The 20,865-nt window shown below is 64.2% G+C and carries 18 protein-coding genes and 1 pseudogene; 9 read left to right on the top strand and 10 right to left on the bottom strand.

The features are described from left to right. Positions 1–540 precede the first annotated feature (540 nt). Entirely contained in the window at positions 541–1,857 is a 1,317-nt protein-coding gene (locus M2427_RS21165) for an alpha/beta hydrolase (protein WP_280708541.1), read from the bottom strand. 649 nt (positions 1,858–2,506) lie between these two features. On the opposite strand from M2427_RS21165, the gene M2427_RS21160 reads away from it, so the two are divergent. Next, the gene (locus M2427_RS21160; RefSeq protein WP_280708539.1) at positions 2,507–2,740 is read left to right on the top strand and encodes a hypothetical protein; all 234 of its coding nucleotides are present in this window, start codon (positions 2,507–2,509) and stop codon (positions 2,738–2,740) included. A 339-nt stretch (positions 2,741–3,079) separates the two neighbouring features. Here the strand turns inward: M2427_RS21160 and M2427_RS21155 are convergent, their stop codons facing one another. Next, on the bottom strand, positions 3,080–5,101 hold the full coding sequence (locus tag M2427_RS21155; protein ID WP_280708537.1) for a YgiQ family radical SAM protein: 2,022 nt from the start codon (positions 5,099–5,101) through the stop codon (positions 3,080–3,082). A 217-nt stretch (positions 5,102–5,318) separates the two neighbouring features. Here M2427_RS21155 and M2427_RS21150 point away from each other — a divergent pair, with 217 nt between their 5' ends. Then, positions 5,319–5,504, top strand: a complete 186-nt coding sequence (locus M2427_RS21150) for a hypothetical protein (protein WP_280708535.1) — start codon at positions 5,319–5,321, stop codon at positions 5,502–5,504. Between the two features lie 141 nt (positions 5,505–5,645). Then, positions 5,646–5,810, top strand: coding sequence for a hypothetical protein (locus tag M2427_RS21145; RefSeq protein WP_280708534.1), 165 nt, complete (start codon positions 5,646–5,648; stop codon positions 5,808–5,810). Positions 5,811–5,816: 6 nt separating this feature from the next. Here M2427_RS21145 and M2427_RS21140 read toward each other — a convergent pair whose 3' ends face one another. Beyond that, the gene (locus M2427_RS21140) at positions 5,817–6,482 is read right to left on the bottom strand and encodes a GntR family transcriptional regulator (RefSeq protein ID WP_280708533.1); all 666 of its coding nucleotides are present in this window, start codon (positions 6,480–6,482) and stop codon (positions 5,817–5,819) included. An 8-nt stretch (positions 6,483–6,490) separates the two neighbouring features. After that, positions 6,491–7,903 carry an FAD-binding oxidoreductase gene (locus tag M2427_RS21135; protein ID WP_280708532.1) on the bottom strand — a complete coding sequence of 471 codons (1,413 nt, stop codon included), beginning with the start codon at positions 7,901–7,903 and terminating at the stop codon, positions 6,491–6,493. A gap of 178 nt (positions 7,904–8,081) precedes the next feature. Here M2427_RS21135 and M2427_RS21130 point away from each other — a divergent pair, with 178 nt between their 5' ends. Further along, positions 8,082–8,966 (top strand): dihydrodipicolinate synthase family protein, encoded by an 885-nt coding sequence (locus tag M2427_RS21130; RefSeq protein WP_280708531.1) that lies wholly within the window; start codon positions 8,082–8,084, stop codon positions 8,964–8,966. A gap of 9 nt (positions 8,967–8,975) precedes the next feature. Here M2427_RS21130 and M2427_RS21125 read toward each other — a convergent pair whose 3' ends face one another. The 4 genes from M2427_RS21125 to M2427_RS21110 are packed head-to-tail and all read right to left on the bottom strand — an operon-like array spanning position 8,976 to position 11,605. Then, entirely contained in the window at positions 8,976–10,205 is a 1,230-nt protein-coding gene (locus M2427_RS21125) for an MFS transporter (protein ID WP_280708530.1), read from the bottom strand. Then, entirely contained in the window at positions 10,202–10,531 is a 330-nt protein-coding gene (locus M2427_RS21120; RefSeq protein ID WP_280708529.1) for a hypothetical protein, read from the bottom strand. The genes M2427_RS21125 and M2427_RS21120 overlap by 4 nt, the downstream gene beginning before the upstream one ends. Then, on the bottom strand, positions 10,528–11,097 hold the full coding sequence (locus tag M2427_RS21115; protein WP_280708528.1) for an isochorismatase family protein: 570 nt from the start codon (positions 11,095–11,097) through the stop codon (positions 10,528–10,530). The genes M2427_RS21120 and M2427_RS21115 overlap by 4 nt, the downstream gene beginning before the upstream one ends. Before the next feature lie 55 nt (positions 11,098–11,152). Next, positions 11,153–11,605, bottom strand: a complete 453-nt coding sequence (locus M2427_RS21110) for a MarR family transcriptional regulator (RefSeq protein ID WP_280708557.1) — start codon at positions 11,603–11,605, stop codon at positions 11,153–11,155. 316 nt (positions 11,606–11,921) lie between these two features. Here M2427_RS21110 and M2427_RS21105 point away from each other — a divergent pair, with 316 nt between their 5' ends. Both M2427_RS21105 and M2427_RS21100 read left to right on the top strand, forming a co-directional pair. Beyond that, positions 11,922–14,252 (top strand): TonB-dependent siderophore receptor, encoded by a 2,331-nt coding sequence (locus tag M2427_RS21105; protein ID WP_280708527.1) that lies wholly within the window; start codon positions 11,922–11,924, stop codon positions 14,250–14,252. Between the two features lie 63 nt (positions 14,253–14,315). Beyond that, positions 14,316–15,593, top strand: coding sequence for a PepSY-associated TM helix domain-containing protein (locus M2427_RS21100; RefSeq protein WP_280708526.1), 1,278 nt, complete (start codon positions 14,316–14,318; stop codon positions 15,591–15,593). Between the two features lie 24 nt (positions 15,594–15,617). Here the strand turns inward: M2427_RS21100 and M2427_RS21095 are convergent. Then, positions 15,618–16,319, bottom strand: a pseudogene (locus M2427_RS21095) (LysR family transcriptional regulator); the annotation flags it as partial. 141 nt (positions 16,320–16,460) lie between these two features. Between M2427_RS21095 and M2427_RS21090 the strand changes: the two are divergent. The 3 genes from M2427_RS21090 to M2427_RS21080 all read left to right on the top strand — a co-directional run bounded on the left by M2427_RS21090 (position 16,461) and on the right by M2427_RS21080 (position 19,982). After that, positions 16,461–17,360 carry an alpha/beta hydrolase gene (locus tag M2427_RS21090; RefSeq protein WP_280708525.1) on the top strand — a complete coding sequence of 300 codons (900 nt, stop codon included), beginning with the start codon at positions 16,461–16,463 and terminating at the stop codon, positions 17,358–17,360. Between the two features lie 82 nt (positions 17,361–17,442). After that, positions 17,443–18,675, top strand: a complete 1,233-nt coding sequence (locus M2427_RS21085) for a rhodanese-like domain-containing protein (RefSeq protein ID WP_280708524.1) — start codon at positions 17,443–17,445, stop codon at positions 18,673–18,675. Positions 18,676–18,824: 149 nt separating this feature from the next. Next, the gene (locus M2427_RS21080) at positions 18,825–19,982 is read left to right on the top strand and encodes a radical SAM/SPASM domain-containing protein (protein ID WP_280708523.1); all 1,158 of its coding nucleotides are present in this window, start codon (positions 18,825–18,827) and stop codon (positions 19,980–19,982) included. Here M2427_RS21080 and M2427_RS21075 read toward each other — a convergent pair. Further along, positions 19,979–20,857 carry an NAD(P)-dependent oxidoreductase gene (locus tag M2427_RS21075; RefSeq protein WP_280708522.1) on the bottom strand — a complete coding sequence of 293 codons (879 nt, stop codon included), beginning with the start codon at positions 20,855–20,857 and terminating at the stop codon, positions 19,979–19,981. The two genes, M2427_RS21080 and M2427_RS21075, sit on opposite strands and share 4 nt — an antisense overlap. Positions 20,858–20,865: the final 8 nt, after the last annotated feature.

Genomic DNA, 20,865 nt, shown 5'->3' with positions numbered 1-20,865 from the left:
CGGAAATTGACGCTTCTTTCCTCGTCCTGCCACAGGTCATCCTCGAAATGCCTGTCACTGTAATTATCGTGTCTCACTTCAGGGGTGCAGTCCAGCACTGTCACCGTAACTCGAGGTCAACGGCAAGGCCTTCGCGGATCTCAATGACGCCCGTCGCCGCATCAACAGCTTCATCGCGGAGGTCTACAAGGAGCGCCTGCACTCGGCGCTCGGATACCAATCGCCCCTTGAGTTCGAAACCGCCTTCGCGCAAAACAATGCGCGGTAACGCATCGTGACAACCCCGCTGTCACTGTAATTATCGTGTCTCACTTCAGGGGTGCAGTCCAGTGCACTAAACTCGACGCATCATCGCGTGTGGTCGCCTAACAGATCGAGTGAACTGAGTGCACTGTCACCGTAACTCCGTCTTTCACTCTGCGACTGAGCCGCTGCGGACATGCGGGGAATTTCGTATGGGCAGAATTTCCGTTAGGCGAGCGACTTCTTGCACTGGAAGGTTATCCGATACAGGTCTACGAGTGGAGCGCGTCACCTCCGTTATCGATTGAGTGAGGTCAGGAATCGATCAGCAATCGACCGCCACCTATCGGGATAAAGCCTCAAGAGGTGGCCGTCGCCAGGAACGCCGTGGAGCAGCTCGAAGCGCGCGCTGCCGCCGGCGGCCGCGAAGGCTTGATAGTACTCGCGGATCAGGGCCTCACTATAGAGCTTGTCATTGTCCGCATAGAGCCAAAGCTGCGGCACCTTCTTCGCCGCGCCATGGCCTGCGCCAGCGTAATATGGCGTGGTCACCGGTCCATACGGGTACCAACCGCCGGAGAAATTGACGACGGCCATGACCTCGCCGGGCTTTAAACCCGCATAATGCATGGAGAGAAACCCGCCGCGCGATTGCCCTGCGAGCAGCACGGGTCCCGGCCGCACGTTGGGCAACTTGCCGGCATAAGCAATCGCCGAGGAGAGATCCTCGACCGCTTCGGTGATCCCGGCCGACACATCAATGAGAGAACCGTCGTGATCACGCCCAAAATTCTCCTCGCCATTAATCCCCTCGGACCTGCCGCGTCCTCGGCGCATCAGCGCCAGCACGGCAAATCCGTTGTCCCGAAGCCAATGCGCCTCGGTTGAGAACGACCAGCTCCTGAGCTGGTTGCGGCCGACGTCGGATCCATGCGTCATGATCGCGAGCGGCGCTGGATCAGAGCCAGCCGGCGGGTAGAAGGTCGCTTCGAGCATGATCGGCCGGGCACCATCGGGCGTTCGAACCGTGAGGTGCGGAATCCACATCCGCTCGCCGGGCCACGGCCATTCCGACGGTCGATCGCCGGCGGCAAGCCGGGCCGCGTCAGCGCGGACCAGTGCCCCGGAGGTGACGTTGCCGGACGCGCCGCCGGACGCGATGGTTGCGGTCAGGTACAACCGGTCGGGACCATCAAAAGCGTATCGGAAAGTGCGAAAGCCCGTCATCGTCAGCACGCCGTCGACGATCGTCGCCTCGCCTCGCCACCATTCGCGATTCATACCGTAGAGCGCCGAATCCGACTGAGCGAAAACCACGTTCGCATGCCCGTCGGGCCTGACGCGCTCAACCACGAGAATGTGTCTGTCGTCGTGCCAGGTTCCGATCCACGCGCCCTGAAAGCGGGCAATCTCGGGCGGAACGTCAGGCGCCGGCATCTCCATGTCGAACTTGTCCGGCAACGGGACGATCGTTTCTGGATCGACGGTGAGCGGCTGGGCCTGAGCGTTGTGAATCAACATCAAAAGCACTATCAAAACCGAAGGTCGGCGCATATTTAGCTCGAAGCCCTGTCGAATCCTGCTGCGCAACGGCGCCGTGGTATGGGGGCGCATCTGGATAGAACTAGTGCATCTCGCCGCGTAGGCCAATGCGCGACGTGGTGCTCTCTCTCGAGTTTGTCACAACTTCTAGCTGTTGATGAAGCTCTTGTGTGCTGTCGAACTTCTGAGGCTACGTGAGGTTGAAACCCGTCGTCTTCAGTGGGGGAGCCGGCTGAACTCGAAGTGCTTCGCAGGCGTTCAGCTCGGTTTCCCGCGTGGCCAAGGTCACGTCCGCTGTTGGCCCCAAAGCCGCTGCGTCCACGTGTCCCAACAGGCGCGGAACAGCCCGCGCGCGAGGCGCAAAGCTTGAGGACATGGATACGGAATGGCAGAGAGGGCCGTGCCCAACATTGCCCGATGATGCCATCCTACACCTGTTTTGCCCGACGCCTCAAGTAATTTTCGGTTTTTATGAAATTTTCGCGCGGACGACCCGCTCCGGCGCGATAACGCCACCACTCGACCTCGTTGCGCTTCAAGCCGGGCATGGCCGTCAATCTGGCAGCTTGTGTATAGTGGTGAAGGTCTTCCCGGCCCGTAGAACGATTAGCAGCGAAACGAGCGCGACAAGAACGACGGCAAGAACCTGTAATGAAAGAGGCCGCCAACTGAGGCGGCTTCCTGGGAGATCGCAATGAGGGAAGCGATAGGGGTTTGTCTCATGGCGGTTTTCGTCACCTCATTGGTCGCTGGCCTCTACTTCTCGATTCGTGCTAGTAACAATCGCCGCCGACCGTCGAAGCGATGGTATGTGCGCACGAACCCTCTCAATGCGTTGCTTTTTGAAGATGAGCTGACGCCGGGGGCGCTGCCATATCGAACAAAAGCATTCCGGGCGTTCCTCATAGCAATCGTTTCATGGATCGCCGCGGCGCTCGTCACCTGGTCAAATTAGGACCTCCCAAAATCAACTTAGGGCACGTCGTGAGTGGGCGCCTGCCACACATGGCGATGATGCCATCCTACATCTGTTTTGCCCGACGCCTCAAGCGATTTTCGGTTTTACGGAAATTATTAGGTAAACAACCTGCTCCGGCGCGATAACGCTGCCACTGTGCCTTGTTGCGCTCCAAGCCCTTGATTTTGCTATCGCTGCCTACTGTGCATGGGGTTGTTTTTTGGTTCGAGGGTGCAAAACTATCGGCCCGAACCCGACCTGGTCCGGTGCTCGCGTTTCATCAATCCATTTTTCAGGAGACGCATCATGCAAGTTCTAGCAGGCGCGTCGCACCCGCTACTTCATCACCCGCAGACCCTTGGTCGTGAACTTCTGCGTCTTGCCGCCTGATCGAACGGGACGCCTGGTGCCGGCGGCCTTGCCGGTGCCGGGCGGCTGGTGAGCGGGCACGAGCTGATGCGGCTGTGAGCCGATCAGGTCGCGGCGGCCCATCTCGATCAGGGCCTCGCGGAGAACAGGCCAATTGTCAGGGTCGTGATAACGCAAAAACGCCTTGTGCAGGCGGCGCTGGCGCAGGCCCTTGATCGCCTCGACCTTGTCGCTGCCGCCGTGGCGCACGCCGCGCAAGGGATTGACGCCGGTGTGGTACATCGCCGTTGCGGTCGCCATCGGCGACGGAAGGAAGGTCTGCACTTGATCCGCGCGATAGCGGTTCTTCTTGAGCCACAGCGCGAGGTTCATCATGTCCTCGTCGGTCGTGCCCGGATGCGCCGCGATGAAGTAGGGGATCAGGTAGTATTTCTTGCCGGCCTTTTCTGCCGCTTCGTCGAACATCCGCTTGAACTTGTTGTAGGCGCCGATGCCCGGCTTCATCATCTTGTCGAGCGGACCGCGCTCGGTATGCTCAGGGGCGATCTTCAGGTAGCCGCCGACGTGATGGGTGACGAGCTCCTTGATGTATTCGGGGCTCTCGACCGCGAGGTCGTAGCGCACGCCCGAGGCGACCATCACCTTCTTGATGCCCTTCGTCTCGCGCACCTTGCGATAGAGCCGGATCAGATCGTCATGCGAGGTATTGAGGTTCGGGCAGATCTCGGGGAAGACGCAGGATGGCCGCCGGCACGCGGCCTCGACCTTCGGGTCCTTGCACGCCATCCGGTACATGTTGGCGGTCGGGCCGCCGATGTCGGAGATCACGCCGGTGAAGCCCGGCGTCTTGTCCCGGATCTTTTCGATCTCGCGCAGAATAGACCCCTCGGAGCGGTTCTGGATGATGCGGCCCTCGTGCTCGGTGATCGAGCAGAAGGTGCAGCCGCCGAAGCAGCCGCGCATGATCGTGACCGAGAATTTGATCATGTCCCAGGCGGGAATCTTTGCCTCGCCGTAGGACGGATGCGGCGCGCGCGCGTAGGGCAGGTCGTAGACCGCGTCCATCTCCTCTGATGTCAGCGGGATGGGCGGCGGGTTGAGCCAGAGGTCGCGATCGCCATGACGCTGCACCAGCGGCCGCGCATTGCCGGGATTGCTCTCACGATGCAGCACGCGTGAGGCGCGGGCGTAGGCTTCCTTGTCCTGCTCGACCTGCTCCAGCGCCGGCAGGCGGATCACGGTCAAGCCCTTCTGGCGCGTTGCGCCCTCGTCGGCGGAATCGAGATCGTCGGCGTGCAGCTCACTGTAGTCCTCGGGCACGCGCCGAAACAGCGCGACGCCCCTGATGTCGTCGAGCTCGCGCGGTGCTTCGCCTGCGGCGAGCCGCTGCGCGACTTCGACGACGGCGCGTTCGGCATTGCCATAGAGCAAGAGATCCGCTTTGGCGTCGGCCAGCACCGAGCGGCGTACTTTGTCGGACCAGTAATCGTAATGCGCGATCCGGCGCAGCGAGGCCTCGATGCCGCCGAGCACTACGGCTACGTCCTTGAAGGCCTCGCGGCAGCGCTGCGCATAGACGATGGTGCAGCGGTCCGGCCGCTTGCCGCCTTCGCCGCCGGCCGTGTAGGCGTCGTCGCTGCGGATGCGGCGGTCCGCGGTGTAGCGGTTCACCATGGAGTCCATGTTGCCGCCGGTGACGCCGAAGAACACCTTCGGCTTGCCGAGTGCCCTGAACGGCTCGGCCGAGTGCCAGTCCGGCTGCGCGATGATGCCGACGCGAAAACCCTGCGCCTCCAGCAGCCGGCCGATGATCGCCATGCCGAAGCTCGGATGGTCGACATAGGCATCGCCTGTCACCAGCACGATGTCGCACGCATCCCAGCCGAGCGCGTCCATCTCAGTGCGGCTCATGGGAAGGAACGGTGCCGGCTTGCGCGGGCGCGCCTGGGCCATCAGGGGCTTTGCGGCGGGGATGATCTGGATGTCCATGGGGCCAAGGCATAGGACTCCGGCCTCTCGAATACAACCGACGGACGCGTGAAAGATTAAAGTTCCGTGAGGCTATTGGGGCCGCAAGGGCCGTCTGGAGACGGCTGCCCGTTGGGGGTCGCGGTCAGCGGTCAGCCCGGGCCGAACTGTGATGCCGCCCACATACGGGTGCCCCGCGCTGGCAGCATGCTCCCTTCCACTTTCGAGGGAGAGATCCATGGTTCTGGTCGACGCGCTGCTGATCCTGGTGATGATGTTTTTCCTGTTCCTGCCGATCACCGATCGCAGGACGGTGCGGATGAGGCTCTGCATGATGTGCACCTTGCTGGCGGTCCTCTCGGTCTCCGTCTCCCGTACGCATGTCGCGCCGGGGCAGCATGCCGGTCTCGTCGCGACGCGCTGAGCGTCATGCGCGGCGGTTCATTCACAGGAACCATCTGCCGTCGTGAACATTGATGGGAGGGTTTGCGGAGAGCACTGCTCGCGTGCGCCCCTGTCCGGGATCCGGATGACCTCGATATTCGCCTCGGGCGATGGGGGAGCTGTGAGTACTGTCATCGAGAATTTGCTGCTGCGAAAGCAGAAGCTCGTGGAAGAGCTCGAGACGGCGCAGTCGGTCGAGGACCGCGACAAGATCGAGCACCAGCTCGAACAGATCAACACCGCGCTGGATTTTCTCGACAGGCCGGGACCGGGGGATGGGCGGTAGCGCTGCTCAGTCCACCTTCAAGGCCTTGGCGTAGACCACGCCCGAATTGGTGATGTGTGTCGTCATTGCGGCTTCGAACCCCGCAAACTCGCCGCGCGCGAACAGATCGAGCAGCTTGCGATGCTCGTCGAAGGACGTGCGGGTGCGCACGTCGATCGGCGAGGTCAGGTTGGTGCGGAGCGCGGCGACGCGGCCCGAGACGAGCTGATAGGATTCGGCGAGATAGCGATTGCCGCAATGCGCGAACAGGCCCTCGTGGAAGGTAGCGTCGGCGCGGCCATAGGCAATGTTGTCCCTGGCCTCGACAGCCGGCTCCATCGCCGCGATCGCGCCGTTCATCGTCGCGATCGCACCATCGCGGTCGTGACGGAACGCGAGCTCGGCGGCCTTCGGTTCGAGCGCGATTCTGAAAGTGCAGAGCGCAGTAATGTCCTCGGCGCTCGGCGTGAACACGAAACTGCCGACCTGTGGCCGGATCACCACCAGCCCCTGCGCCTGCAACTGACCCATGGCCTCGCGCACCGGCGTGCGGCTGACGCCGAAGGAATTGGCCACCATCTCCTCGGAGATCGCGGCACCGAGCGCGAATTCGCCGTCGATGATGGCCTGCCGCAGCCGCAGCATCACCCGCTGCGACAGCGATTTCGGCGCATCGAGCTTCAGCGATCGCATCGGGCCCCTCAGATGACCTTGCCGGGGTTGAGCAGATGATCGGGATCGAGCGCGGCCTTCAACGTCCGCATCAGCGCAATCTCGGGTTCGCTCCGGGCGTGGCCGAGCCATTTCTTCTTCAGCGTGCCGATGCCGTGCTCGGCCGAGACGCTGCCGCCCAGCTCGCGCACGAGACCATAGATGATCGTGTCCATCTCCTCCTTCGGCTGCTGCTCGACGGCAAGGCCGGTGACCCAGGAGACCAGATGCAGATTGCCGTCGCCGATATGTCCGTAATAGACGCTCTCGCAGCCCTTGATGCCGTCCGCGAGCGCCGCCTTGCAGCGTGTGGCGAACTCGTCCATTCGCGCCACGGCAAGGCCGATGTCGTAGGAGATATGCGGCCCCAGCACCTGGCCGAATTCGGCGCAGATGTCCCGCACGCGCCAGAACGCCTGTGTCTGCGCCAGCGATTGCGCCACGGCAGCGTCTGCCAGTAGCCCGCGCTCCATCAGCTCCTCGAGCCAGGCCTGGAACCGCGGCGCATCGATGCTCTCATCGGTGCCCTGCGCCTCGACCAGCACATAGAGACCCTGACCTGCAGCGACCGGCGGCTTCACGCCGGCGCGATTCGTGATCACGTCCCAATAGTCCGGCCACATGACTTCGAAGGCCGACAGCAGCGGGCCAAGTCCGCTGCGTGCGGCGCCGAGCAAATCGATTACCGCCGCATAGTCGTTCAGCGCGCAGAGCGCAGCCATGGTCGAGCGCGGCTTCGGAAACAGTTTCAGCACCACGCGGGTGATGATGCCGAGCGTGCCTTCCGAGCCGATGAAAAGGTGCTTCAGATCATAGCCGGCGTTGTTCTTCATCAGCTTGTTGAGGCTGGTGATGATGGTGCCGTCCGGCAACACCACCTCCAGGCCGAGCACCAGCTCGCGCGTCATGCCATAGCGGATCACGCGGTTGCCGCCGGCATTGGTCGAGAGATTGCCGCCGATGGCGCAAGAACCGCGCGAGCCGAGATCGAGCGGAAAGAAGAAGCCGGCTTCGTCCGCAGCTTTCTGGATCGTCTCGAGCGGCGTGCCTGCCTTGACCGTCATCGTCATCGAGGCGCGGTCGATTTCCTCGATGCCAGTCATGCGCTCCAGAGAGATTGCGACCCATCCTGCTTCAGGTGCGGCGCCGCGGCAGAGCCCGGTCAAGCCGCCCTGCGGCACGAAGGCCAGGCGCGCCTGCCGGCAGGTCAGGATCGCATCGGCAACGCCTTGCGCATCGAGCGGGCGGATCACTGCCAGCGGCGTTTGCGGCAGGCTCGCGCTCCAGTCGTTGCAATTGCGCGCGGGGACATCATTGCCGGTCAGCACGGCCGGTGCGCCGAGCTTGTCGCGCAAGGCGGCGAGCAATGGTTCAGGATGTCCGACGGGGGTCACCATGTTCATGTGAGACCTCCTCCAATTTCGGCTGCGCCTCATGCGCGCCGTGAGGATTGAAAGGATTTGCGTCCGTCTTGTATGTAAGGTACAAGATCAAAAGTAAAGCGAAAACAAGGTTCGATAAGCCCCCTGGGATCCTTGGCGGATCAGGTCTTATTCGGGGGCGGCAACAATGGGTGGTGCTATGACGGAGGCAATTCGCGGGTACTGGGTGGCTTCGGCAACGCCGATCGCGTCGGACGGTAGCGTGGACCCCGTCAAGCTTGCCGCTCACGCCAAGCAGCTGTTCAGCAAAGGCGTCAACGGCGTCGTGCTGTTCGGCACGACCGGCGAGGGCACCTCTTTCAATGTCGGAGAACGCGTCGCGACCATCGAGGCCGTGCTCAAGGCCGGTGTGCCGGCGGAGCGCATCGGCATCGGTGGCGGCTTCCCTGCCATCAGCGACAGCATCGCGCTGACGCGCGCCGTGCTCGGTCTCGGCCTCCGCCACGTGCTGTACCTGCCGCCCTATTTCGATCGAAGCGTCACCGCTGAAGGCATCGAGGATGCGTTCGGTGCGATCTTCGACGGTGTCGCCGACGATCGTCTGCGCGCCTATCTCTATCACATCCCGCAGGTCTCCGGCGTCGCGATCCCGACCACGGTGGCTGCGAATTTGCGCAAGCGCTACGGCAAGGTGGTTGCGGGCCTGAAAGACTCGAGTGGCGATTTCAAGCAGTTCCAGGCGTTCCGCGCAGCGGCGCCCGAGCTCGCCATCACGGTCGGCAACGAAACCGATATCGCCCGTGCGATCGCCGGCGGCGGCGCCGGCACCATCTGCGGCATGGCCAACATCGCGCCTGAGCTGGTCAAGGCGATGATCGATGGCAAGGATGTCGAAGCCCGCATGCAGGCCGCGGTTGACGTGGTGGTGAAGTCGCCGTCGTTCCTGACGACGCTCAAGGCCATCCTTGCCGCGCAGACCGGGGATGCCGGCTGGTTGCGTGTACGGCCGCCGCTGCGCGCGTTGTCGGACGGTGTCGCGCTGAAGGCGAAGCTGGAGGAGCTGACCAGCCCTGCCATTGCATAAGAGCGCGCTCTATCCGCTGTAATCCTTTGCAGCGCGTGCCGACATGGCGCGGGCCGCGACGAGCGCGGCGGCGAAGCCGGCCGCCGCACCGACGCCGAGCGCCCAGCGCGGACCCAGATTGTCCGCGACCCATCCGACGATCGGTGCACCGATCGGCGTGCCGCCCAGCGCGACGCCGAGGCGCAATGCCATCACGCGTCCCCTCATTCGCGGTTCGGTGGAGAGCTGCATCATGGCGTTCGAGGTATTGGTGACCGTCAGGGCGGCGACGCCGATCAGGACAAGGCTGCCTGCGAACAGCCAATAGCTGGGTGCGAGTGCGGCGAGCGTGCATCCCGCACCGAACGTTGCCGCGCCGAGCAGCAGCGAGACGAACCGCGGTTGGGCGCGCCCTGCGGCCAGCAGTGCGCCCGAGATCGTGCCGACCGCCATTGTCGACGACAAAAGGCCAAAGCCGCGCGCGTCGGTGTGGAAAACGCTGACCGCCATGGTCGAGATGAAAATCGGGAAGTTCAGCCCGAACGTGCCGATCAGGAACAGCATGATCATGATCGCCCTCAGATCCCTGCGCGACCAGACGTAGCGAAATCCCTCGGTCATGCCGCCCGGCGCCCGGTGTGCCCGCGCATTCGGGCGAAGCTCCGAGGTGCGCAGCAAGGCGAGCGAGCAGAGCACCGCCATGAAGGACGCGGCATTCAGCAGGAAAGCCCAGCCGGTGCCGATTGAGGCGATGACGATGCCTGCAACCGCCGGGCCGATCATCCGCGCCGCATTGAAGGACGTTGAGTTCAGCGCGATTGCATTGGAGAGCTCGCCGTCGCCGACGAGCTCGGCCACGAATGTCTGGCGCACCGGGGCATCGAATGCTGCGGCGCAGCCGAACAGGAAGGCGAACGCGTAGACGTGCCAGAGCTGTACCAGGCCGGTGACCGTGAGAACGCCGAGGACCAGCGCCAGCGCGCCCATCGTCGCCTGGGTCGCGACCAGCAGCCGTCGCTGGTTGAAATGGTCGGCAGCGAAGCCGGTCCACGGCATCAGCAGGAGCTGTGGTCCGAACTGCAGCGCCATCACCATGCCCACGGCCGACGCATTGTGCCGTGTGAGCTCAGTGAGAACGAGCCAGTCCTGCGCTGCACGCTGCATCCACGTTCCGGTATTGGACACCAGGGCGCCTGCGGCCCAGACGCGATAATTGTAGTTCCGCAGGGAACGAAATGTGCCCGCGGCCGCCACGCTCACGAACCTCCTGGCGTGTTGCCGCCGTGAAACCGGCCGAAGTGTCGCGCGCAAAACAGGCCGAGAAGCAGGGCACCGAGTCCGAGCGCGGCGACATCGCGCGTTTCCAGCAGAGCGAACTCTCCGACGCGACAGACGAGAAGATACCCGACGATCACGTTGAAGAAGCCCCAGAGCACGTTGACCGTCGACGAGGACAACCCCTCTCCTCGCGGCTGCGCGAACGGGCTCTGGAACGGCTCTCCGCGCAGGCCGCTGACGAGATGCGGAATGGCGTTCGCCAGAAAAGCCCCGCCAAAGAAATAGGAAACCAAGTGAAGCCAGTTCATGCCTGCACGCTCCGTGTTGCCAGCAATTCAATGATCGCTTGCGTCGAGCCGCTCTCACCGAGCCGCGGAAAGACGTTTGCAATGCTGTAGTCGTGAGCCTCGGGACGCGGATCGGTCATCGCATCGGTGGCAAGAGTGACATTGAAGCCCGCCTCGTAAGCCTGCCGCGCGGTGGATTCGACGCCGGTGCCGGTTGCGACACCGGCGATGACGATCTGCGTGACGCCACGCTGCCGCAGCTGGTTCTCGATGTTGGTGCTGGCGAATGCGCCCCATGTCCGCTTGGTCACGGTGATATCGTCGGGCTGTCGGTCGAGCTCGGGAATGAGGTCGGTCCATCCGTCGGGGAAGGGACCGCCAGGGCGTGGCCGCTCGGTGCGACCCGGCGCGCCGCCGGCGACATTGACCAGCACGACCGGCAGGTGGTGCTGCCGAAACGCCGCAGCAAGTGCGCACGAGCGCCCTACGATGCCGTCCATCGGATGAGCGCAAGGCAGCCCGACGATGCCGCGCTGCAGGTCGACGACAATGAGAGCCGTGATCGGGTCAAGCGTCGTGAGAGCCATGATCGTGTCCTTTCGGCAGCCGCAAGTTCCGCGAGGCGGGCGTGGCGGCGCTGTGTCAATCGTTCACAAGCCGCTTGAGCAGGGAGACGGCGGAGGCGAGTTCGTCCTGCTCTCGCTGTGATAGCCGTGCCGAAATGGTGCGCGAGAGCCAATCCTGCCGGGCGGCACGGCCGACCCGGATCCTCTCGCGGCACGCTTTGGTCAGCGACAGAATGGTTTGACGGCCGTCGTCGGGATCGGGCGCGCCGCTGACGAGGCCAGCGGTGAGCAGAGCAGAGACTGCCGTGCTCATTGATTGCGGACGCATCTTTTCCGACCGCGCCAGGCTCGACACCGTGGCAGGGCCGTCCTTCTCCAGGCGCAGCAGGATCGACACCTGGGACGGCGTCAAATCCTCCGGGCCGGTCTGCTCGCGCAGCCGGCGCTTGAGCTTGCCGACCAGGGAACGGAGGTCTTCGGCAAGCGCGCCAGCGCGCGCGGACGGGCGCTGATCCGATGTATTGATCATGGCGGAGTGAATGACATATATGAAGATAAACTGTAAAGATAGACTGTGCAGTGCAGCTGAACAAAAATACGTGAGCGGAAGCCATCGCGCCATCGATGGCGGGGAGGTCAGCATCGACAATGGGCGCGCGTGGCCATTTCGTGCATTTTCCAATTGTGTCGCGCCCGTTCCTGCTCACGAAAGGGTCGCGCATGATCGTGCGATCGCGCTGTCTTAGAACGATTCAACACTAGAGCTATTCAAGCTCACTTACGGTTCTCTTCATTCGCCGCCGCTGCTAGATGCGCCTGTGTGAATGCAGTGACCTGGAAGTGAATTGAAAGTGCGTGCCCTTGTGGATGGCCCTCGCGTCAGAGGTCATCGAAATCGCGCCGGCAAGAGCCGCGCAAGCCTTCTCATCGGTGCGGCTGTGCTGCTCGCCGAATGTCCCTCCAATACCGGCTTCGCGCAGACGCAAACGGCGCTGCCGCCGGTGAATGTGGATGCACCGACACAGCGGCCGAAACCGTCGCGAGCTTCGGAGCAGTCCCAACGACGGACTCAGGCAGCCGCGCGCCGTAGCCCAGCTACAGCTCCGCCCGCGGCGCCGACGCTGTCGGAGCGCGCCGCGGCTGACGCTGCCGCACAACAGGCCGCAAAGCTCGGCTATCGGGCGATGCCGAGCGCGAGCACGCTGCGCTCCGGCGCGTCGCCGCTCGACACCTCGCAATCCGTCAATGTCGTTCCTGCTCAAGTCATCAAAGACCAGCTGCCGCGCAACATCGACGATGCGCTGGTCAACATCAGCGGCATCACCCAGACCAACACGCTCGCCGGGACTCAAGACGCGGTGATCCGCCGCGGCTTCGGCGACAATCGTGACGGCTCGATCATGCGCAACGGCATGCCGCTGGTGCAGGGGCGCAGCCTGAATGCCGCAGTCGACAGCGTCGAGGTGCTGAAAGGCCCGGCCTCCCTGCTCTACGGCATCATGGACCCTGGCGGTATCGTCAACACGATCAGCAAGCGTCCGGAACTCTATCAGCACGGTTCGGTTACGCTGCTCGGGTCCACCTACGCGAACAATCGCAACGGTGCCGACGGCACGCTCGACATCACCGGTCCGATCGGCGACGGCGGGCTCGCCTATCGCTTCATCGGTTACGGCGTCAGCGAGGACTATTGGCGCAATTTCGGCCGCCATCGTGAAATGCTGGTGAACCCGTCGCTCGCCTGGTACGGCGAGAGCACGACGGTCCAGCTCACCTATGAGCATCGCGAGTTCATCTATCCATTCGACCGCGGCACCGCCTTCGTTAAAGGCGCCCCGCTGGCGATCCCGGCGACGCGGCGGCTCGATGAGCCCTTCAACAACATGTGGGGTACGTCCGACCTGGTGCAGGGCTCGGTCGAGCAGAAGCTCAACGATACCTGGAAAGTCACGGCGGCTTACAGCTACAACACCGAGACCTACAGCGCCAACCAGCTTCGCATTACCGGCGTCAACGCCACGACTGGCGTCGAGACGCGAAGCAACGATGGCACCCAGAACTCTCTGAGTAACGCCAGTTACGGCACCTCCTATATGCAGGGTGACGTCTGGGCCGGTGGTTTCCGCAACGAGATCCTGTTCGGCGGCGAGGCGCTGTATCGCACCATCGACCGCCGGGATCTGATCCGACAGGCGACGCCGAGCTTCAACTTCTACAACCCGGTCTACGGACTGGTCACACCGGGCACGACCGTTTCGGCAACCGATAGCGAGCAGACTGATAAGCTCGGCACCCGCGGTTTCTTCGCCCAGGACACCTTCCACCTGACGAACTGGCTATCTTTCGTCGGCGGCGTGCGTTGGATGCAATACGAGCAGCTCGCCGGGAAGGGCCGGCCTGCCTTCGTCACCAACACCAATCTGGCCGGCGACAAGGTGCTGCCGCTCGGCGGCGTTATCGTCAAGCTGAGCGAAGAGCTCTCCTACTATGTGAGCTACACCCAGTCGTTGAAGCCGACCTCGACCATCGCGGCGTTCACCAGTGGATTCGTCGTCGACTCCACCATCGCGCCTGAAGAGGGAACGCAGTGGGAGACCGGCCTCAAGTTCGACGTCAACAAGCGGCTATCGGGCACTTTGGCGGTCTACGACATCCAGAAGAAGAACGTGCTGGTGCTGGATGACATCGGCGGCGGCAAGTCGACGGGGCGTGCCTCCGGCGCCGCCCGGTCGCGCGGTGTCGAACTGGACGTGACCGGCAAGCTGACGGACGAGTGGGCCATGATCGGCAGCTACGGCTATACAGACGCGCGCCTGATCAATGATCCTGTCGTCGGCAACGCAAAGCTGCTGAACGCCGCGATGAACACGACTTCACTCTATCTCGTCTACGATTTCGGTGATCGGTTGCCCGGACGTCTGCGGCTCGGCGGTGGCGCGCATTATGTCGGCGACCGCCCGGGCGACACGGCCAACACGTTCTTCCTGCCGGCCTATACCGTCGCAGACATCTTTGCGACCTACGACACCAAAGTGGACAAAGTGCCTGTGACCTATCAGTTCAACGTCAAGAACCTGTTCGACAAGGTCTACTACACGTCCACCACCGGCAGCGCCTTGAACGTCGCGATGGGCGATGGCCGGCGCATCTCCCTGTCGGCGACGGTGAAGTTCTAGCGATGTCGGCGTGGCACGAAGGCGGGGATGCCTCGGTCAGGTCGGCTCGTAGGGGCTGCGCCAATGCTTAGGCTGGGGCACAGGATCAAGACGGTGCTGCTCCAGGTCCACTCAATTGCCGGGCTCGTGCTCGCTGTGCTGCTCTGTCTGATCGCGCTGACCGGCACGATCATGAGCTTTGAGGACGAGATCGTCGATCATCTGAATGCCGGCATCCTGCAGGTCGTGCCACGGACGGCGCCGGCGCTGCTGCCGGACGAACTGGTGGCGCGCCTGAAGGGCGTGCCGGATGCCGGCAAGGTTGCGGCCATCACGCTGTCGAGCGATCCCTCGGCGGCGGTGCACGTGCGCTTTGCCCGTGACGAGCAGGGCGCGCGGCCGTCCTCGCTCTATGTCGACCCCTACGACGGCAGCGTGCTTGGTGTTCCGCGCGGCGAGGACTTCTTTGCGACCGTGCGCAGGCTGCACCGCTGGCTGCTGATCCCTGGCGACGCCAAGGGCTGGGGCCGCCAGATCACCGGTGTTGCCGCGCTGGGGCTTATGGTGATGCTGGTTTCGGGTCTCGTGCTGCGCTGGCCGCGTCGCGCCAGCAGCGTTAAGATGTGGCTGAAGCCGAATCTCGGGCTCAGCGGCCGCGGCCTGCATCGCTCGCTGCACGCCGTCATCGGCACCTGGGTGCTGCCGATCTATCTCGTGATGACCTTGACCGGGCTCTGGTACTCGTTCGACTGGTACAAGGACGGTGTCGTCTGGCTGCTGTCGCGCCCGCATGTGGCGGCGGCGAAGATGCAGCCGAAGCAGGCACGTGCTGCTGGCCGTGCCGAGCCGGCTCCGGCCGTCGGCTTCGACCGCGCCTGGGCGACCCTCCGGCAGGAGGAGAGCGGCGGTTTTGCCAGGGTCCAGCTGACGCTCCCTGTCGGTCCGGGTACGGTGATGCGGATCCGGTCGTGGCCGAAGGACTCGACGCTTGAGTCCATGCGCGATGAATTTCGCATCGATGCCTTCAGCGGCCAGGTCATCTCTGCAGAGCGCTATGCGGACAAGACGCTTGGCGAGAAGGCGATTGCGAGCGTGCTCGACATCCATCGCGGCGCGGTGCTGGGCTGGCCGGGCAAGCTCGCCTTCATGATCGCCGCGGCGCTGATGCCGCTGTTTGCGGTCACCGGCGTGCTCTTGTACCTGTCGCGCCGCAAGCTGCGGCCGTCACGCCAGCGCGCAACGCTTGGCGATGATGTTGCCGATCGCGCGGGCGACCGGCAGGTTGCAACCTTGGGCGACACCAAGGGTCAGCTCGACGGCATTGAGCTGCGGAAGGTCCACCAGATCGGCCGCGTGCCGTAGCGATTTGCGCTCGCCAAGTCTGATCGGCAATGCCGCATAGCCAAGGCCGGCCTTGACGGCTCCGACCAGCGCGGAGAGGCTGCGCGCTTCGCAGGCGATGGTCCATTCTCGTCCGACCAGGCGCAGGCTGCGCAGCGCTTCGCCGCGATAGGCGCAACCATCGGCAAAGGCGACCAGCGGGAGGGCATCGCCCGGCCGGGTTGAGGCCGCAGCCCTGCCGAACCAGGCCATTGGCTCGAACGCGATCGCCGCGTCGGCTTCGTTCGAAGGCGCGCGCTTGTAGAAGGCGAGATCGAGCCGGCCGTGATCGATGTCCTCGGCGAGCCGTGCCGACACATCGGAGCGCACCGAGAGCCGAACCATGGGGAAGCGTGAGCGGATGTCACCCACGGTCGACGCGAAACCGCGCTCGAGAAAATCTGCTGGCATGCCGAGCTTGATCCGCTGATCTGACCTCGATCGACGCATCGCAGCAACTGCGCGCTCGTTGAGCGCAATCATCTCCCGGGCGTGAGCGACGAGTTCTTCACCCTTCGCGGTTGGTCCGAGCACGCGGCCGCGTGCCCGCTCCAGCAGCGGATGGCCGACCACGGCTTCGAGCCGGGCGATCTGCAGGCTGATCGCCGATTGCGACCGCCCCAATTGCTCCGCCGCGCGCGAAAAGCTGTTCGACTCGACGATGACGAGCAGCGCGCGGAGCGTATCGATATCGAGGGTGGTCGGCATGGGAAAGCTCAGAACTGAGGGACGGGACGCCAGAATGAGATTTATCAATCAACCCATTGCAGAAATCAATTTCTCCCGCACTGGGCCCACGCGCTATCAGGCATGCAGCGCCAGCCGTATTAGAAGGCGCGGGGGAAACACATGCAACGCCGCAATGTCCTGAAAGGCCTCGGTCTGACCGCCACCGCTGCCATGACCGCCAAGCCGGCCCTCGCGCAAGGCGCCGGCAGCGCTGCGAGCGCACCGTTATCTCCCTGGCCATCACCGCAACTGGCGACCCGCAACCGGCTCGGCCATTGTCGCATCGGCAACGGCCCCACGGTGTGTGTCGTGCTGCACGAATGGCTTGGTGATCACGTCAACTGGGAGCCGGTGCTGCCCTATCTCGATCCCGCGCGTTACACCATCGTGTTCATGGATCTGCGCGGCTATGGCTGGTCGCGCGACGTGAGTGGCAGCTACACGCTGGACGAAGCTGTGGCCGACGTGCTGCACACCGCCGATGAGCTTGCGATCTCCCGCTTCCATCTCGTCGGACATTCGATGTCCGGCCTGGTGGCACAGAAGATCGCGCTCCAAGCCGGGCCCCGGCTTCAGAGCGTGACGCTGTTCTCGCCGGTGCCGCCCACCGGCTTCCGCGCCGATGAGGCCGCGATGAAGGCGCTCAACGCCGTCATCGACGACGACGGGGCGGCCGGACGCGCGATCACGGCACGCACGTCGAGCCGCTACGGCGCAGGTTGGCTCCGCCGCAAGCTCGCCATCGCGCGGGAGGCCTCGACGGTCGAGGCCAAGCGTGGGTACCTGGCCATGTTCACGACCTCTGCCATATCAGGCGAGACCCGAGGGCTGGCGGCGTCCCTGCATGTCGTGACCGGCGCGCTGGACATTCCGTTCTATCGCGGCGAGCCGCTACGGAATGCCTTTGCGCTCGCTTATCCCCGCGTCACCTTCGAGACCGTCGATGACGCCGGCCATTATTCCATGCTGGAAACTCCGGTGCGGGTCGCCAGCATCATCGAGAAGCAACTGGCGGGCTGACGCCGCCATGCGTCGGCGTGGCTAGCCAAGCCCGCCACAATCGGTCAAAAGCCCATGGCTTGTCCGCACCAGGGTTCATGCCATGAAGCTATCGACCGTCACTCCCGCCGATATCCGCCGCGCGCTGCTGCTGCGTGAGGAGATTGCGCTGCTCGATCTCAGGTTTGAGGCGGCCTTCGCCACCGGCCATCCGCTGTTCGCCGCGAACATGGCCGTGGACCGGATCGCGATCGAGGCTGCGGTGAGGCTGCCGCGCAAGGACGTGCCGGTCGTGCTCTTCGACGACGGCGAGGGGCTGGTCGCGGCGGGCGCTGAGCGCCTCGCCGCGCTCGGCTACACCAACGTCAGCGCGCTCGATGGCGGGCTGAGAGCCTGGCGCGCGGCGGGCTACGAGGTGTTCGAGGACGTCAATTCCTACTCGAAGGCCTTTGGCGAGCTGGTCGAGGCGCGCCGCCACACGCCGTCGTTCAGCGCCGACGAGGTCGCAAAGCTGATCGCTGACAAGGCGAACATCGCGATCCTCGATGTTCGCCGCTTCGACGAATATGCAACCATGAACATTCCGGGCTCGGTCAGCGTGCCCGGCGCGGAGCTGGTGCTGCGCGCCGGCCAGGCCGCGCCCGATCCCGACACCACGATCATCGTCAACTGCGCCGGCCGCACCCGCTCGATCATCGGCACCCAGTCGCTGATCAACGCCGGCGTGCCGAATAAAGTGCGGGCGCTGCGCAACGGCACGATCGGCTGGACATTGGCGCGGCACACGCTTGCGCACGGCGCCGACCGGCGCGGCGCCATCGGCTCGTTCGAGGGTGGGCCGGCCAACGCCCGTGAGGTCGCCTATCGCGCCGGCGTCCGCCATATCGGCGCGAACGAGATGGCGGCGCTGATTGCGGAGACCGGTCGCACGCTCTATCGCTTCGATGTGCGTGATGCCGAGGAGTATACGGCCGGTCACCTCCCGGGCTTCCGCCATTATCCCGGTGGGCAGCTCGTGCAGGAAACCGATATGGCGGCACCCGTGCGCGGTGCGCGCATTCTGCTGACCGATGACAAGGGCGTCCGCGCCGACATGACGGCATCCTGGCTCGCGCAGATGGGCTGGGAAGTCTATGTGCTCGAAGGTGGCTATGCCGGCACGCTGGAGGTCGGCCCGCCGCTGGTCCTGCCGAAGCCCGACCCGGCGCATCGCTACCGTCGCCCCTATGAGGGAACCGACATCGCCGAGCAGGCGATGCAGGCCTATCTGGACTGGGAATACGGCCTTGTCGACCAACTCCGGCGCGACGGCACGCACGGGTTCTATGTGATCTGAGCGCGGCCCTCGTTGATCCACCGGAGTTGTACGGAGCGGCCGGGCCGGGCCTTGCCACGCCGCACGAATGATGGTCGATTTTAACCCGAATCAGTTTTGCGTTCTGCCCAGACGTCCCGGTCCCCGGGATCCCGCCGCAACGGACGCAAATGGCTCACGACGCCGATACGATCGAACGACCAACCTTGGCCCAGGCGTTGGCACAGGGTGCCGCGTTCCTGCGCAACCTGCCGGCGCCGGAGCCGTCGATGGGGGTGGCCGCCTATGCCGCCCAGCGCGAACGTGCCCTGGCCTTCGATCCGCGCCGACGCGCGAATTACGGAAAATATCTGCGTGCGCGGACCGATCGCACGATCATCGACTATCTCCCGATCAAGCTCGACATCGAGAATGTCAGCCGCTGCAACTTTCGCTGCACCATGTGCCAGGTCAGCGACTGGCATAAGGGCCAGCGCGCCGGCGACATGCCGCTCGAGAGCTTCAAGGCATTGCTCGACCAGCAATACGGCCTGGTCGAGATCAAACTCCAGGGCATGGGCGAGCCGCTGATGCAGGGCGACGCCTATTTCGCCATGCTCCGTCATGCGCGCGAGCGCGAGATCTGGGTGCGCACCACCACGAATGCCTCGCTGCTGCATTTGCGCGACAATTACCGCAAGCTGATCGACGCCGATCCGAACGAGGTTCAGATCTCGATCGACGGCGCCGACGAGGCCACGTTCGAGAGCATCCGCCGCGGCTCGGTGTTTTCGCGCGTCATCGCCAATTGCAAGCTGATCAATGCCTATTCGCGCGAGATCGGCGTCGATCGCACCAAGATGTGGGTGGTGGTGCAGCAGTCCAACCGGCATCAGTTGCCGGCTTTTGTCGAGCTCGCGGCGGAAGCCGGCTTCACCAGCCTCGCCTTCTCGCTCGATCTTACCAATTGGGGGCAGGACAAATGGGGGGAGGCGCTACGCGACATCGTCGCGGAGGACGCCTTCACCGAGGAGCTCTGTAACAGGCTGATGGCGCGCGGCCGCGAGCTTGGCGTGCGTGTGGCATTCTGGAACGTCACCGACAAATATAGCTGGCGCAAGACCGACAAGCTCTGTCCGTGGCCGTTCGAGCGGCTCTATGTCTCCTCCGACATGCGCACTGTTCCCTGCTGCACCATCGCCAACCCTGAGGTCGTCGATCTCGGCAATGCCGAGGATCTCGTCGCGATCTGGCATGGCGAGGCCTATGAGACCTTTCGCAGAGATCACCGCGAGGGGCGCATACCCGAGGTGTGCAAGGGGTGCTATCGCGAGGGCGATCGCGCCTAGCCGGCGATCTCGCGGCCGTAACGATCGATCAGCGCGCCGATCTCCATCGGTTGATAGCCGTAGCGTGCGATGGCGTGAGCACTCGACAGTGTGAACGAGTTGTTGGTCGGGCTGATCTCTTCGATTTTGGCCGATACGCCCAGCGCCAGTGCAAGGCGTTCAATGATTTCGCGCACCGTCAGCGATCCCGCGGCGCCCAGCACTGCTGCGTCGAAGCCGCTCCAGGGCTCGCGGGCCAGCACGCCCCCGACCAGTGCGGCGACGTCGTCGATATGGGCTGCGTTGTTGTAGGGACGGTCGAGATGGAAGGCGCGTATCGTCTCGCCGGTCCGCAGCCGCGACGCGACGCCTGAGAGCCAATTCCGATGCGCGCCCGGGCCAATGATTCCCGGCAGGCGCAGCGCCAGCGTGGAAAACGTGCCGCCGAGTTCGGCGAGCCGCTGCTCGGCGATGAGTTTCGATGCGCCATAGGCGTCGGGATCGCGCACCGGCGTGGCTTCGTCGACGACATCTAGCGCGATCCTGCCATAGTAGGAGAGCGACGAGAAGAAGATGAAACGGCTGACACCCCAACGCCGGCCGGCCTCGATCAGCGCGAAACTCGCATCGATGTTGTCGCGAACGAGCTTTGCGACATCGACGCCCGGGCTCGGGGAGGTCGCCGCGGTATGGACGATGGCGTCGAATGGACCGGCGAGCTTCCCGGCGTCGGTCAGATCGGCTCGGATCGGATCAACGCGCACGACGTCGCGCAGAGACGTGAGAAAGTCCGTGTCGCGGCGATAAGTGCCGACGACATCGTGGCCATCGCTCGCGAGTCGCCGCGCCACGGTGCTGCCCGAGAAGCCGGAGACGCCGGTCACGAGCACGCGCATGGTCCGCC

It is taken from the genome of Bradyrhizobium sp. BR13661 (assembly GCF_029892425.1).
In the GTDB taxonomy this organism is placed as follows: Bacteria; Pseudomonadota; Alphaproteobacteria; order Rhizobiales; family Xanthobacteraceae; genus Bradyrhizobium.
The sequence above is the reverse complement of the archived record's forward strand: the minus strand, read 5'-3'. Positions and strand labels throughout refer to the sequence as shown.

Bases quoted from the DNA above. Each gene is read 5' to 3' on its own strand.
- M2427_RS21100 (WP_280708526.1), top strand. From the start codon at position 14,316: ATGCTTAGGCTGGGGCACAGGATCAAGACGGTGCTGCTCCAGGTCCAC.
- M2427_RS21130 (WP_280708531.1), top strand. From the start codon at position 8,082: ATGACGGAGGCAATTCGCGGGTACTGGGTGGCTTCGGCAACGCCGATC.
- M2427_RS21085 (WP_280708524.1), top strand. From the start codon at position 17,443: ATGAAGCTATCGACCGTCACTCCCGCCGATATCCGCCGCGCGCTGCTG.
- M2427_RS21090 (WP_280708525.1), top strand. From the start codon at position 16,461: ATGCAACGCCGCAATGTCCTGAAAGGCCTCGGTCTGACCGCCACCGCT.
- M2427_RS21135 (WP_280708532.1), bottom strand. From the start codon at position 7,903: ATGAACATGGTGACCCCCGTCGGACATCCTGAACCATTGCTCGCCGCC.
- M2427_RS21120 (WP_280708529.1), bottom strand. From the start codon at position 10,531: ATGAACTGGCTTCACTTGGTTTCCTATTTCTTTGGCGGGGCTTTTCTG.
- M2427_RS21075 (WP_280708522.1), bottom strand. From the start codon at position 20,857: ATGCGCGTGCTCGTGACCGGCGTCTCCGGCTTCTCGGGCAGCACCGTG.
- M2427_RS21080 (WP_280708523.1), top strand. From the start codon at position 18,825: ATGGCTCACGACGCCGATACGATCGAACGACCAACCTTGGCCCAGGCG.
- M2427_RS21150 (WP_280708535.1), top strand. From the start codon at position 5,319: ATGGTTCTGGTCGACGCGCTGCTGATCCTGGTGATGATGTTTTTCCTG.
- M2427_RS21155 (WP_280708537.1), bottom strand. From the start codon at position 5,101: ATGGACATCCAGATCATCCCCGCCGCAAAGCCCCTGATGGCCCAGGCG.
- M2427_RS21110 (WP_280708557.1), bottom strand. From the start codon at position 11,605: ATGATCAATACATCGGATCAGCGCCCGTCCGCGCGCGCTGGCGCGCTT.
- M2427_RS21165 (WP_280708541.1), bottom strand. From the start codon at position 1,857: ATGCGCCCCCATACCACGGCGCCGTTGCGCAGCAGGATTCGACAGGGC.
- M2427_RS21115 (WP_280708528.1), bottom strand. From the start codon at position 11,097: ATGGCTCTCACGACGCTTGACCCGATCACGGCTCTCATTGTCGTCGAC.
- M2427_RS21140 (WP_280708533.1), bottom strand. From the start codon at position 6,482: ATGCGATCGCTGAAGCTCGATGCGCCGAAATCGCTGTCGCAGCGGGTG.
- M2427_RS21160 (WP_280708539.1), top strand. From the start codon at position 2,507: ATGGCGGTTTTCGTCACCTCATTGGTCGCTGGCCTCTACTTCTCGATT.